Genomic DNA, 13,776 nt, shown 5'->3' on the forward strand with positions numbered 1-13,776 from the left:
AAGGAGAAAAGATATGCAAACTTTTCATATCGGCTTCGGCGATTCTGCGTGTGGGACGTTGCGCGTATTTCTGCGTGCAGCCAGGCTGCCAGGCTCGATCATTTGCCTTCGCGATGACTTCTCGATCGGCCCGATTGCCCATTTGACTACCGAGGATGGAATGGAGCAACGCTGGCAATGGTTCAAAAACTTGCTCGTCGCAACAGAACCTGACTTTCAGGAGGATTTGGAGCTGTTCGCCCAACAATTTCAGCAAGACCGGACGTTCGCTGCCGACATCCCCGCAGGCAGCACGGTTGTTTTGTGGCATGGCGGACGGTGCACTTCCGATCAGCTCGGGATACGTTACGTCGTCTCCATGCTCCAATCCAAAGCAATCCGCTTCGAAGCCGTGGATGTGTCCGCCTATAGTCAGCGCATCCACTACACCGTCACAGATGAAGAGAACAACACCATTCCGTATGTGATCAGAAGTGTCGGCGAGATTTATTCGGAACGTCTCCATGGTGCATGGGAGACAAAAGCAAGCTTGTCTAGCGCTCAAATCGAGGAATGGGTGCATGACTGGGAAGCTCATTGGCTGCACTCCACCAGCCGCCTGCGCATTATCGAAAACGGGCTGGTTCAAGCGGTGCCGGAAGATTACTACGATGCGGCACTGCTTCAGTGCTCCACCCGTTCGTTCCAGAAAGCCGGCCGCGTCATTGGCGAGGTGATGGGCCGCAGCGAGCAGTGCATCGGTGACATGTATTTGTTGCAACGGATTCAGGAGTTAATCCGAGCAGGAAAACTGAGCTATCGGGGCGAGCTTGCTCCTATGCGATACTTGGAGATTCGGTTAGCCGACGCCACTCTGACGGAATAAGGTTTTTGCACACCAAAAAACGCCGCCTTTTGCCATGAAGCACAAAAGGCGGCGTTTCTTCTTTTATTAATGGGTCTGATTTTTAGCCTGGTTCCACTGCTTGATTTGCTCGATAATCTCTCTGATCTGATTGCGGGCATCCTGATGCTCCGGCTCGCTGCCCCAATGCTGGATGAGCGGCGGCATTGCTTTTGCCATCGTCGTATACAAACACCATACTTTCACCATCTCGATCCGCTCCGGCGTCGCTTCGCCTGTCAACAACTCGGTAAACTTGTGCAGCAACTCCTCCAGTTCAGGCACCAGCACTTCCTTTTTCTCACTCATGAATGATCCCCCGCTTTCCTATGTTTTCCTTATTCATCTATTGATCTTCGTATGCAAAATTTCCACTAGCCAAAAGCAGCGGTTGCCTTCGTGGGCCTCTACAGTGTGAGGAACGTAAGCAAGCCGTACGCAACGGCTACAGTCAGGATGATGCTCCATAAAACAATGCCGATCGACATCCACCACATCAGCTTGCCGACTGGTGCGCCGAGCGAAATCCCGATCGCAGCACCGAGCGGAGCGCCAGTTAACAGTGGCGAGGCCAGTCCAAGTCCGATGACGCCGTACTTCTCCCAAATGCGCCCCATTCGTCCTTGGTTTTTCCCCTTTTTCTCCACACGTTTCATCAGCCAGCTTCGCAGGGAGCCGCCCAAAAAGATGACGATACCCGCGCTTGCTATTGCACCAATGGCACTGAACAGCCCCGTCAAAAACGGCGGCAACTGCAATAAAAATCCAACGGGAATCGCTCCCCACAATTCAAGCATGCTTGTCAAAGCGACTGTCCCGCATTTCCATAATACGTCCATACTCTCTCGTCAATCTCCTCTCGTTGCCATTCCTGATCCTCTCAGTAAATACGAACGAGAAGGAAAAAGGTAGCGCTTTTTTCCAAATTAGGAAGTGACGTCCCGGCGGATAAAGACGGTGTAGGCTACGATCAGAGCAGCTACGGCCCATATACTCAGCACAGTCAAGGAAAACGGAAGCGTCATTCCTTTGATCGGAGGCAGTGTGCCGTTCAAATAATCGGTCAACTGCAAATTGACGACGAACAAGTATTTGGACGACTCCCAGGAAGAGGCCATCTGGGTCAGGATCATGCCGCTGATCAGGGCCGCCATCATGACTCCCATCCCGGCGGCGGCGCTGCGGATCAGCACGGAAACCATGAACGTGATCGTTCCGACTACGAGGCACACGAACCAGCCCAGTCCGTACTGCATGAGCAAAAACTGCCACTGCGGCAACATGAACGCCCCTGCTGTCTGCAACTCTCCGCCTGCCACTTCGAAGCCGGTGAGCACAGGCAAGTCCCATCCGGAATAGCCAAAGACGAAGCCTGACAGCGAATAAGCCATAAACAGCGTCATCACCACGGTCAAGGACGTAAACAGCAGCAAAGTGATGTACTTGCTGGTCAACACCTTCCAGCGCCGAACGGGTCTGGTCAACAACAGCTTGATCGTCCCTTCGCTCAATTCCGCCGAGACGATATCGACTGCCAAAATGACGATGATCATCGGCAAAAACATGGAGATCGTCTGATCCATAAAGCCGCGGGCAAAAGTCGGACCTCCAGGCGCCATCGGGTTGATATCGTGGTCGAGATAATATTGCTGTTGCTGAATGCGGATTTTAATGATGTCGCGCCATTCGTCCGGGAGGCGGCTGGAGGCAAGCCTGTTTTGCATATCGACGATTTGCTGGGTCAAAAGCGGACGCCAGTCAGTCGTGCCCATGCGCTCCTGGGTGGTGATCACAGAACGATACTGCGCGTATGTAAAAATCGGGATGAGGATCGCCAGAATCAGCACGACGACGAGGAAGCGGCGGCGGCGCAGCAGTTTGACCGTTTCATTTTGGACGAGGCCCAGCATGCTTGGATTCATTTTTCTCCCCCTCCTGTCAACGTCAGGAACAAGTCTTCGAGCGTCACCGTTTTCGTGGCAATTCCCACGACCGGAACGCCTGCCTGAACCAGCGCCTGGTTGACTTCTCCTACCCGTTCCATATCCATGTGCGTTTTCAATCGGTCTTCTCCGACCGCGGCAATCTCCGTCACAGCCTTATGCCTACGCAGCACGTCCATTGCCTTTTGCATATGCGCAGCGGAGATGGTCCATTCCACCTGATCGGCAAACTGCTCCATCAGCTCAGTCACCAGCCCAACAGAAATAACCTTCCCCTGGCTAATAATCGCTACCCGATCGCACATCATCTCGATCTCGCTGAGCAGATGGCTGGAAATGAACACAGCAAGTCCCTCTTCCTCTGCAAGCCGCCGGATAAACTGGCGCATTTCGCGGATGCCAGCCGGGTCCAGTCCGTTTGTCGGCTCGTCGAGAATCAAGATTTTCGGTCGGTGCAACAGCGCCTGCGCGATTCCCAGCCGCTGTCTCATCCCGAGCGAGTACGTCTTGACCTTGTCGTCAATCGCCCGTTCCAGATCGACGAAGCGCACGATCTCCTCTATCCGCTCCGGCGCAATCCCGCCGCTCATGCGGGCAAATTGCTCCAGGTTTTCTCTTCCCGTCAAAAATTTGTACAACTCGGGATTTTCCACGATGCAGCCAACTTGCGCGATCGCTTCCGGGAAATTGTCGCGCAGCGATACTCCCCCGATGCGAATGTCTCCGCCATCTGCTTTTGCCAGACCGACCAGCATGCGGATCGTCGTCGTCTTGCCCGCTCCGTTTGGCCCGAGAAAACCAAACACTTCTCCGGCGAGCACTTCAAAAGTAATATCGTGAATAATCTGCTTTTTGCCGATTGTTTTTTGCAATCCTGATACTGCGAGGACCGTATCGCCCAATGTGCGCCCTCCTGTCTTTGTTTGCGCTGCCCGCGACTGACGCAAGCTCTGCGTTTATGGTACACTGGCATAAGATGTCCAACCACATTATACCATGTCTGTTCACTTCACATCGAATAGGAGGATAGCCGATGCGCACATCCGGCAAACTTCTCTGGCGGACCGCAGGGTTGCTGTCATTTCTGTCCTTTTTGCTCTTGGCTACAGGCTTTGTCCTGGCGATGAACCCGCAGCAGTTGGCCCCCGCTACAGGAACATCCCCTGCCGAATCCGCGAAAACGCCAGCGCCTTTGCCTGCTGAAGGCGTCCGCAAAATCGTCGCGCTCGGTGACTCGCTCACACGCGGTGCCGGCGATGCAAACGGTCAAGGATACGTCGGGCTCGTCCGGCAAGCGTTGGAAAAAAAGGCGGGCCACTCGATCACGTTTACCAACCTCGCGATTAACGGACAAGAGTCGACCGACCTGCTCAAGCAAATGTCCGAAGCACAGGTCAAAACGCTGATTGCCGATGCCGACCTGATCTTGTTCACCATCGGCGGCAACGACTTGTTCAGGCAAACCGGAGGACTTTACACGATTGAACAAGAAAAAGTGGCCGCAGCCATTGACAGGCTTACGACCAACTATGAGGAGATCATTCGACAAATTCGTGCGCTGAACAAAAAGGCGACGATCGTCTACACTTCTTTGTACAACCCGTTCGGCAATACGGAAGCGGCTGTGGATACGGTGCAACCCGTCCTGGACTGGAACAACTCCGCCTCGCAAATCGCGGCCCGCTACCCGCAAGTATTCGTCGTCCCGACTTATGACATGTTCTTGCGCAAGGAACAGTCGTACTTGTACACCGATCATTTCCATCCGAACACGGAAGGGTATTCGCGGATCGCCGAGCGGATCATGCAGGCGCTAGAGTGATTCCACCCGCGCCTCGTTCAGCGATTTGCCGTGCGTGGCGAAGTACACCCGCTGACCTGCCCACTGGAAGGCGCTACTGACCATGGAAAAGGCGGCTACGGTCAAGAACAGCGTCGTCCCGCCGTAAAGCCCGAGCAGCATGCCGCCCATCCACGGACCGATGAACTGCCCGAGGTTGCTGAAGCTTTTGGCACCGTAGTAGCTGCCGCGCATTCCTTCCGGCGCCATGCGGTCAATCAGAACGTCACCTGCGGTAAAGGTCAAGATTTCACCGAACGTAAACAATACCATGGCGATGATGAAAAGCGCCCAGGAGCCAGCGAACGCGTAGCCGATATCGCCCAGTGCATACATGACGTTTCCGACCACAATTGCGGTGAGGGGCGTCTTTTTTTCTGCCCATCTAGTCAAAGGCATCTGCATGAGCACGACGACAACTGCATTGATGCTCATGAGAATCGCGAACAGCTCCGCACCGGACGCCACTGTCATCTCCGTGAACTTGGCGAGCGTGGAGGACATTTGCGAATAGCCGACCGCTCCCAGCACCCCGGCAATCATGTACAGGCGGAATGCCTTGTCGTTCACGACTACGCTGAAGGCGCGGCCAAAAGTAATCGTCTCTTTCTTTTGCCCCTCGATTTGCTTGATCCCGAACTTGTTCAGCAATCTTTGCAAGCTGATGACGTACAGCAAGTAAATGAGCGCGGTAATCATAAAAGGCAGCGCGACGGACGTCTTCGCCAGCACAGCGCCCGCAATCGGACCGACCGCTACCCCTACGTTGATCGCCGTATAGCGAAGGCCGAATACGCGAAACCGTTTTTCCGGCGGCGTCACATCCGCCATCAGCGCCTGCGAGACCGGCTCATAAAACGAGCGACAGAGCCCGCCAGCCATATTGAGGAACAGCAAGACCAACGGGTTTTTGCTGATCGCAAAGCCGATAAAGACGAGCGTCCAGACGTACAACGCCCCCAGCATGACCCGTCTGCGTCCGATTCGGTCCGACAACGTCCCGGCAATAAAACCGCCAATCGTCCCGGCTAATGGGCCAGCTCCGATCGTCAAACCGATCATCGCCAAATCCATATCGGTATGATTCGACAAGTATAAAAACAAAAACGGCATGCTCATCGAACTAGCAGCCCTGACAAACACAGTCCCGACAATCAGCGACCAGACGATCGGGTGGTACTCCTGCAAACGTTTTTTAGTCCAGCTCATGCTCTCTTCTCCCCACAACTGTTCTGCTTGCGCCTTGCTACCAGAACAGACGCTCTGTGATGTTCCTATTGTAGTGAGGAGTCTATGGTTCGTCAATGAGCATTCAAAATTTTTGGATTATGAAAAATTTCTATGAGACTTATCAAAAATTCGATAGCTGCTAACTTGCAAAAAAAAGCCGGGGATCTCCCGGCCTTTACGCTTCTATTTTGATGTGCTCGATGATTTCGCCTTTTTCATTGAGCTTGACCGCCCGGTAGACGGCGTCGTGATAAAACGTGAACCAGGCTCCTTGCTGGATGCCGCCGAGTATCCATTCTTCTTTCGCGAAAATCGACGTCATCGGGTAGTCGTCGTACGCCATGACCCACAGCGGATTGTGGTGGGTGTGCGTCGGCATGATGTCTGCGAGATGCAAAAGCAGTTGACCGCCGCTTTCCATGCGGACGATGGCATGTCCCTGGCTGTGGCCGCCCGTGTGATGCAAGCTAATGCCGGGAACGACCTCCAGCGTGTCGCCGTATGTTTGCACTTGCGCTTCAATCGGGCGCCAGTTTTCTTCCCAGTATGTATTGCGGGAACGAATGTTGGGCTCTCGCATTTCCGCCCATTCCTGCTCTTGTACGTAAATGACGGCGTTCGGAAAAGTCGAGACATGCTGCCCGTCCTGTACGGATACGAGTCCATTTGCGTGGTCGTAGTGCATGTGCGTCATGATGATGATATCAATATCAGCAGGCGTCAAGCCTTTTGCCGCCAGCGATTCTTTTACTTGCGATTCTTCCACGAGGCCGAAGTTGCGCTTCTGCTTTTCTGTCAGCCGATCGTTCCCCATGCCGGATTCGATCAAAATGCGTTTGCCATACGCCTGAATCAAAATCGGGTCTGCCCGAAGCGGAATCTGATTGCTTTCGTTGGGCGGATAGCGTTTGCTCCACAACGGCTTGGGAACCACGCCAAACATCGCTCCCCCGTCGAGCTGGGTCAAACCGCCTCTGAGCCACGTAAGTTGCAGCTCGCCTACTTGCCATTCGTTTGCTGTCAAATTCTTCGGCCTCCTCGCCTGTATCTATGTAGAGGGGAAAAAAGCGAAAAGCACCCTGCTCAGGGTGCCTTACAACTTCTCTGCCACACTCACAGTTCTGGTCGCTGGCGCGATTTCCAGCAGCAGCTCGCTGGAGACGGCCTGCACGGTGACATCTGAGTCGGAACGTCTATGATGAAGCACGAGTTGAGCAACCTTTTCATTTTCACGGTAAACGCTGATAAGTGTCTGAAGTGGGTTAGCACTACCACCTGCAATCATCTTAAACCCCGGGGCAATCGTAAACGTCCATCCCTCCACTTCTGCTACAGGTGCAGTGGAGTACAGGAAGTAACGCTTTCCTAATAGAATGCCGTTATGGTTCATCAAGGCGAAAGCCCCCAATCAAATGAATTTGAACAGTATGCTTCCATTGTGCAAGAATTTAAGTATGTTGAAAAGCGATTCGACAAAAGTTCTAAAAAGACGACATACTTTTTTCATCATACACGATCCAATGTATTTTCGGAATAGAAAAACTTTTGCAGGGCATCAAATCGCCCTTCCCACCTGTGCTCCTTCCAAAATCGCCCGCTTGGCGTCCAGCTCCCCTGCCTCTTTTGCGCCGCCGATCAAATGCACCGGAATGCGTCCTGCAAGCGCGTGATACAAGGCATCATTCGGCGTAGCTCCCGCCGCGATGATCACCGTATCAGCCGGGATGACCTGCTCTTCGCCATTGCGGGTAATGTACACGCCTTCTTCGGCGATCCGCTTGTACTCGATCTCGGTCAGCATCTCTACGCCGTTTTGCTTTAAATAGGCCAAAGTCGCCCAGCGCGTCGTTTTGCCCAGCCCGGTGCCGACGTGCTTGCCCCTGCGCAGCATGAAGACCTTTCTTTTGCCTGTTTGCAGCTTGTGCAGAGCTTTCGCATCCAAAATCCGATACGCGAGCAAATACTCCGCTGCTTCCGGTGAGATCACCTCGTCATGGACGAGCAAGTGGGACAAGTCACAGGCAATTCCCCCTGCGCCCACGATCACGACCTTGCTTGCGACCTTTACCTTGTGCTCAAACACTTCATTGTACATGACGACGTGCGGCATCTCCTGGCCCGCAATCTCCGGTCTGCGCGGAACAACCCCTGTCGCGATGACGACTTCCGCAAAGCCTTCGCGCACCAATTCGTCCGCGCTCGCTTCTGTGCCCAGCCTGACTTCTACCCCCAGCTTGACCAGCTGCGTCTGATAATAGCGCAACGTCTCGTTAAATTCGGCCTTGCCTGGCACTTGTCGCGCGTAGTTCAACTGCCCGCCGATGCGCTCCTGCTTTTCGAACAGAACAACCTCGTGCCCCCGCTCAGCCAGCACGCGGGCTGCTTCCAATCCGGCAGGGCCAGCGCCCACGACCGCGACCTTTTTGCGGACAGTTGCCTGTGCCAACGCCCACTCCACCTCTCTGCCGACCATCGGGTTGACCAGACAGGATGCGACCTTGCCATCGAAAATATGATCGAGGCAAGCTTGGTTACAGGCGATGCACGTATTGACTTCATCAAAACGTCCCTGAACGCTTTTCGCGACGATTTGCGGGTCAGCCAAAAACGGACGGGCCAGCGAAACGAGATCGCAGCGGCCAGCCTGCAAAATTTCTTCTGCGTGACGGATGTCGTTGATCCGGTTGCTGGCGATGACCGGGATGTGGACAGCCTCTTTGACTTGCTGGGCGACCCACACATACGCTCCGCGCGGCACCATCATGGAGATCGTCGGCACTTTCGATTCATGCCAGCCAATCCCGATATTGAGCGCGTCAACCCCGGCCTCCTCCAGCATCCGGGCGAATTGCAGCGTTTCTTCGATCGTGGTGCTGTCCGGAATCAGATCAAGCCCGGACATTCGGAACAACACAGGAAAATCACGGCCAACTGCTTCCCGCACGCGCTTCGCTACTTCCACCCCAAAGCGTGTCCGCCGCCCAAAGTCTCCTCCCCATTCATCCTGCCGCTGGTTGGTCACAGGAGAGAGAAACTGATTGATCAAATACCCTTCCGACCCCATGATTTCGACAGCGTCAAAACCAGCTTTCTGCGCCCGCACCGCACCACTGGCAAAAGCGGCAATCGTCCGTTCAATGCCAGCCTCGTCCAGCTCCCGCGGCTGTGTGCGATTGATCGGCGCCTGCAACGGCGAGGGAGCTACCGGATCGAGTCCTGTCACCTCTTTGTACGCGTAGCGGCCCGCATGGAACAGTTGCAACGCGATTTTGCCCTTTTGCTGGTGCACTTTTTCTGTAATGATCCTGAGCTGTTCGATATGTTCATCGAGAAACACGTTGCAGTAGACCTCACCCATGCCACCCTCCGGCAGCACAGCCGCTCCTCCCGTCACGATCAATCCTGCTCCCCCGCTGGCTCGCTCCGCATAAAAATCTGCGAGGCGCTCTACGCCGTTCGGCAGCTTCTCCAGCCCGACGTGCATCGAGCCCATGATGATCCGATTCGGCAGTGTCATCGCTCCGAGCCGGATCGGCTGTTGGACATTTGCAAGCTTCATGATAGGACCCCCTCAAACAAGAATGAATGCTCATTCATTTTCTGTTTAATCGATTCTGCATCTCTGCCCGCAAATCCTGCCCGCTGTTTCCGCAAAACAAACAAAACATGGGGAGCGCCTGCCGCCTTTGCAGCAAACCGCTTGCCTTTCTTTCTAGACCGGGAAGCAAAAAAAGCCGAGAGGTGTCCCTCCCGGCCTGTGCTTCGCTTTGCTCGTCCCGGCTTATCCCAGCTTGACCAGCTCTCCCAAATCCGCTGCAAACCGCTCCAGCGTCTCGTTCAGCGCGGTCTCTTGCTCTGCACGCTCTGGCGTCTGCACGACAAAGTGGTAGTCCACCTGTACAGATGCCTCCACCAGCTTGCCTGGCTCGGTATAGCGGCGTTTCTCGGTAACCGAGCATTCTGCTACCCGCCCTCTCGCCTGCTCCCACAAGTCCTGAACCTGTTTTTCCTGGAGTTTGCCCGGATATTGAATCTCTACCTCAACTTCGCAGCTCTGCTCGTCTTCCAGCAAAAAAAGATGAATCGTTGCCGTCGGCTGTTCCTCTTCAAAAGAGCTTGCGAAGGTGATCATGACCTCGCGCATTTCTTCGTCTTCCAGCAAGGAGCGATCCGAACGCAAAACGACATCCGTAATCATCCCTCGTGTAGACAGCAGTTGATTTAGTTTTTCTACCAATAATTGCAGCACGGTAAATGGTTCCTCCTGTAAATGCGTTATTCCCTATCCAGCTAGAAGTATAGCACGATTGCCCGGTGCGCGAAAAACCCCTTCGCTCAGGAAGGGGTCGGTGTATTGTTCATATTTTTTTGATTCATAAATTCAGAGAGCCAGGCGCGTCTTACTTCTTTGTTTGGGCAATAGCCTAAAATGTAGCTTTCCCCGCGCATATATTTTTCCTTGATCCACTCTTTATGCTTGCGGAAAAAGGCGTGTTGGAAATCGATCGGCATTTGCTGATATTCTTCCAGCGCTGAGGGGTTCTGGAGGAAAAAATCTTCATCGTACACAAGCTCTTCATTTTGTTGGCGGCTGATCAGGTACACAAAGGCAATCACCAGAAACAGGTTCACCAAGAAAATCGTCATCCAAATCCCTCCAGTCAGGTAAGTATTTTTCTGATTAATCTGTCTTATCAGCATATTATTATTGTACCACGAATTTGGTGTTTTCTAAACCTTTCGTTTCATTTTTTATAAAAAAAGTTCTATTGAAAACAGAAAAGGCTTGGCAACGTTTTGCCAGCCTCATTAAAAAGCACCCGCTCTTTTTCAAGAAACGGGTGCTTTGCCTGCTTGCTATGATGGAGTCGTTGTCGGGTTCGATGCTGGTGCTCCGCCGTCCTGTCCGGTTGCAGGCGGAGAAACGATATCGGGAGGTGGTGCCGTAGTCCCGCTATTTCCTGCTGGAACGGCAGGAGGCTGCTGGATGACAGTCCCATTCGGAACTGTCGTCTGCGACTCAGGTGTAGTCGTCTGGCCCGGCTGTTCCGGATTCGCTACATCTGGCGGTGGAGTCGTTCCATCCGTCACGCTTTCCTCGCCCTCTGCGACTTCCTGTTCCGTCGACTTTTTCGTCTCTTCGCTTGCTTTCGGCTTGGCCGAAGCTGCCGACTCCGTCGTTTTCTTTTTGGTCGATCGGTTGCTGCTCGATGCCGACACAGTTGATTCCCCTGATCCCAATGTCGGGGAGTTGTTCAGCTTTGCTACTACATTGCCGGACACGCCCATTTCCGCTTGCAAGGAATCGCGAATCAGATCGAGCTTCTCTTTTTCCAGGAACGTATAGCCGCCTTGCCAATAAGCGCCGTTGTCCAGCGTCGTCAGCGTCGAAGCGCTAAATCCTTTGAAGTCGTACGCGAGTCCCTTGATTTGTTCTTTGGACAGGTCCGTATGTATATGCTTTTTCCCTACGTCCATGATGTTGAAAACTTTGGTCAATCCATCCAGGGAGCCTACCTTGTCAACGACGGCACGAATCACTTCCTGCTGGCGTCGATTGCGGTCGAAATCGCTGGAGTAATACTTGGTTCCCCGATTGTCGTGGCGGTGGCGCACATAGCCAAGCGCCTGCTCGCCATTCAGCTTCTGCAGTCCAGGATTGAGGTTGATGTGCGTATCGTCAGTCGGATCGTCGTAAACGAGCTTGCGGTCGACATTGACCTCGACACCGCCCAGCTCGTCGATCACAGCTTTGAAGCCATCAAAATCGACCGCTACGTAATGTTCGATGGGAATCCCCAAAATTTCGTTCAATGTTTTCTTCGTGAGCGAAATTCCGTCCTCTGTCGGCGTCTGCTTGTTTCGCTCGGCCTGTCTGCGCTCAGCCTCGCCGTTGGCGTAAACCGAGTTGATTTTGTGATAATCGCGATATCCCGGAATTTTCACACGCGTATCGCGCGGGATGGAGACCATCGTCACTTTTTTCGTCTCCGGGTTGGCTACCGCGACAATCATCACGTCCGTGTTCATCGAGCCTGTCTCTGGCCGTGAATCGGAGCCGAGCAAGACGAAGGACATCGGCTTGTCAGAATGATAGACCGGGTCCACATTTTTGGATACTTCAGAGGTAAAACCATTTTCTACAGGGCTCGTTACTTCGTCCAGAGTGTCTTCAATTTTCCAATAAATTGCTCCAGCGACACCGCCGACCAGCAACAGAACCGTCAAGGCGAAGATCGTCAGGAATCTGCGCAGCTTCCGGCTACGGGTTGGCTGCTGCTTCTTCTTGCGCGGAGCAGAAGCGCGTGTTTTTGCAACAGTTTCTGGCATATGTATCAATCTCCTTGTTCGCGCACGCTTTTTGACAAAAGAAAAGGGAGGCACAATTGGGAACAGTGCCACTTAACCAGATGAACTAATATTTTCTTCTGTTGGTAATCATCTGATTCAGGTATTGTACCATAGGATTGTCTGCATTTGTAGAAAAATGTTCCTTTCACGCAAAACTCCCCTACCGTTTTTGTCGATAGAGGAGTTTTTTTCTGTGAAAAACGTCCCGGCATTTTTTGCCGAAAAAAGAGGTGACCGCTTGCGTTGGGCAAAGCGGTCACAATCGGTTTGCTGTTTATTGCAGACCTTTTGGCGCCTGGCTAAAACCTTGCACTGGCCCATCCGGCTGCTTTTGCTTGGAGCGATGCGAATCGCCGCCTTGACGCACGTGGCTTTCTTGCTTGCCGTTCACATCGTTGGACTTCTTTTCCATGTACACTCCTCCTTGGGACAAAATACCCAATTAGTGTACGCCGTTCTATGTACCCTCATTCCCGCTCGAAAATTTGCATCTCTTTTCCAGTAAAAGACTGTTTTCGCTGCATGAGCAGTTCCAGATTGTAAGGGCGATGTTTGTCGCGGCTCATTTCCGCAAGCGCCATTCCGTAGGCCGCTTGTTCCCGCAGCAGGGGCGTCCGATGCTGCGCAAAAAGAATGCCCGCGGCAAAAGCGTCGCATGCCGCTTCGCGAATCGGCGCAGGAGGAGCGGCGATCCAGATCGATTCGGCTTCCCGGCACAAATACAGGCCCGCTTCGCCGCAGTTGATCATCAACTGGCGCACGCCTTGTTCGAGCAATCGTTTCGCGCATACTTCCACATCGTTGAAGGAATGCAGCGATTGGCCGGACAATATTTCTATCTCATCAATGCTCGCAATCAGCACATGCACCCCATGCAAAAAGGGCCGCCATTTTTCCGCCTTTTTCACGGAGACAGGATCGACAGCAACGATTTTTCCCAGCCTGTTTGCCTCTTCCAAAAAGGCGTGCATGACCGGCACGGGCAAGTTTGCATCCATAAACAGACCGGCAGCTTGCGGCAGGCGCTCCATAGCCTGACGGACAAGCTCCTCTGTCCACGCCTCGTTGACTTCCATGTCTGCCACTGCTGTGTACAGCTCTCCGTCGAGATCGCGAATCGCCAAATACCTGCCAGTCGATTTGCCAGCAATCCGCAACATCCCGTGGGTCGATACTCCGCTTTTGGCCGTCACTTGCCGCAGCCATTCCCCGTCAGCATCCTCTCCCACAAGAGCAAAAAGCTGTACTTCTTCCCCAAGCCATCCCAGATTTTCTGCCACATTACGAGCTACTCCGCCTGCCACTTGCTGAACATGCCCCGGATTGCTCGTTCCAGGCAGCAATCTGGCAGAAGTGACTCCTTGCACGTCCACATTGGCTCCACCCACGCATAGCCAGTATTCGGTAATCCCTTTCAGCACTTCGGCACTCCTCCCAGCCTTTTGCTCATGGTCTCGTCCTTCATCTTTTCGACAACGCATTTGCATTTACCTACCGATCCCAAAACTTCATCGTGGAAGACGAAGCGT

15 protein-coding genes are annotated in these 13,776 nt (G+C 53.5%); 2 read left to right on the plus strand and 13 right to left on the minus strand.

Annotation, left to right across the window (positions count from 1 at the left end; genetic code table 11):
- Window positions 1–13 precede the first annotated feature (13 nt).
- Complete coding sequence (locus tag HP435_RS19380) at window positions 14–865, plus strand: DUF1835 domain-containing protein (protein WP_122964809.1); 852 nt, start codon at window positions 14–16, stop codon at window positions 863–865.
- Between the two features lie 66 nt (window positions 866–931).
- Here the strand turns inward: HP435_RS19380 and HP435_RS19385 are convergent, their stop codons facing one another.
- From HP435_RS19385 to HP435_RS19400, 4 genes are all read right to left on the minus strand, one after another.
- Complete coding sequence (locus tag HP435_RS19385; protein ID WP_063230083.1) at window positions 932–1,192, minus strand: DUF2573 family protein; 261 nt, start codon at window positions 1,190–1,192, stop codon at window positions 932–934.
- Window positions 1,193–1,290: 98 nt separating this feature from the next.
- On the minus strand, window positions 1,291–1,722 hold the full coding sequence (locus HP435_RS19390) for a small multi-drug export protein (RefSeq protein ID WP_122964808.1): 432 nt from the start codon (window positions 1,720–1,722) through the stop codon (window positions 1,291–1,293).
- A gap of 87 nt (window positions 1,723–1,809) precedes the next feature.
- Window positions 1,810–2,805, minus strand: a complete 996-nt coding sequence (locus HP435_RS19395; protein WP_122964807.1) for an ABC transporter permease — start codon at window positions 2,803–2,805, stop codon at window positions 1,810–1,812.
- Window positions 2,802–3,728 (minus strand): ABC transporter ATP-binding protein, encoded by a 927-nt coding sequence (locus tag HP435_RS19400; RefSeq protein ID WP_173597787.1) that lies wholly within the window; start codon window positions 3,726–3,728, stop codon window positions 2,802–2,804. Before HP435_RS19400 ends, HP435_RS19395 begins: the two co-directional genes overlap by 4 nt.
- Window positions 3,729–3,859: 131 nt before the next feature.
- Between HP435_RS19400 and HP435_RS19405 the strand changes: the two genes are divergently transcribed.
- Window positions 3,860–4,648, plus strand: coding sequence for a GDSL-type esterase/lipase family protein (locus HP435_RS19405; RefSeq protein WP_122964805.1), 789 nt, complete (start codon window positions 3,860–3,862; stop codon window positions 4,646–4,648).
- On the opposite strand, the gene HP435_RS19410 is transcribed toward HP435_RS19405, so the two are convergent.
- From HP435_RS19410 to HP435_RS19450, 9 genes are all read right to left on the minus strand, one after another.
- Window positions 4,640–5,875: an MDR family MFS transporter gene (locus tag HP435_RS19410; protein ID WP_173599605.1), complete on the minus strand. Its 1,236-nt coding sequence runs from the start codon at window positions 5,873–5,875 to the stop codon at window positions 4,640–4,642. The two genes, HP435_RS19405 and HP435_RS19410, sit on opposite strands and share 9 nt — an antisense overlap.
- A gap of 196 nt (window positions 5,876–6,071) precedes the next feature.
- Complete coding sequence (locus HP435_RS19415; protein ID WP_122964803.1) at window positions 6,072–6,920, minus strand: YtnP family quorum-quenching lactonase; 849 nt, start codon at window positions 6,918–6,920, stop codon at window positions 6,072–6,074.
- 69 nt (window positions 6,921–6,989) lie between these two features.
- Window positions 6,990–7,286 carry a hypothetical protein gene (locus tag HP435_RS19420; protein WP_122964802.1) on the minus strand — a complete coding sequence of 99 codons (297 nt, stop codon included), beginning with the start codon at window positions 7,284–7,286 and terminating at the stop codon, window positions 6,990–6,992.
- Window positions 7,287–7,451: 165 nt separating this feature from the next.
- Window positions 7,452–9,455 carry an NADPH-dependent 2,4-dienoyl-CoA reductase gene (locus tag HP435_RS19425; protein WP_122964801.1) on the minus strand — a complete coding sequence of 668 codons (2,004 nt, stop codon included), beginning with the start codon at window positions 9,453–9,455 and terminating at the stop codon, window positions 7,452–7,454.
- Between the two features lie 222 nt (window positions 9,456–9,677).
- Entirely contained in the window at window positions 9,678–10,145 is a 468-nt protein-coding gene (locus tag HP435_RS19430) for a hypothetical protein (protein WP_173597789.1), read from the minus strand.
- Window positions 10,146–10,231: 86 nt separating this feature from the next.
- Window positions 10,232–10,543, minus strand: coding sequence for a hypothetical protein (locus tag HP435_RS19435; RefSeq protein ID WP_005828950.1), 312 nt, complete (start codon window positions 10,541–10,543; stop codon window positions 10,232–10,234).
- A 210-nt stretch (window positions 10,544–10,753) separates the two neighbouring features.
- A complete protein-coding gene (locus HP435_RS19440) occupies window positions 10,754–12,226 on the minus strand; it encodes an LCP family protein (RefSeq protein ID WP_173597790.1) in 1,473 nt (490 codons plus the stop codon).
- A 295-nt stretch (window positions 12,227–12,521) separates the two neighbouring features.
- On the minus strand, window positions 12,522–12,659 hold the full coding sequence (locus tag HP435_RS19445) for a hypothetical protein (protein WP_167470311.1): 138 nt from the start codon (window positions 12,657–12,659) through the stop codon (window positions 12,522–12,524).
- Window positions 12,660–12,714: 55 nt separating this feature from the next.
- Entirely contained in the window at window positions 12,715–13,668 is a 954-nt protein-coding gene (locus HP435_RS19450) for a carbohydrate kinase family protein (protein WP_122964798.1), read from the minus strand.
- Window positions 13,669–13,776: the final 108 nt, after the last annotated feature.

Source organism: Brevibacillus sp. HD3.3A (assembly GCF_013284375.2).
Lineage (GTDB): Bacteria > Bacillota > Bacilli > Brevibacillales > Brevibacillaceae > Brevibacillus > Brevibacillus parabrevis.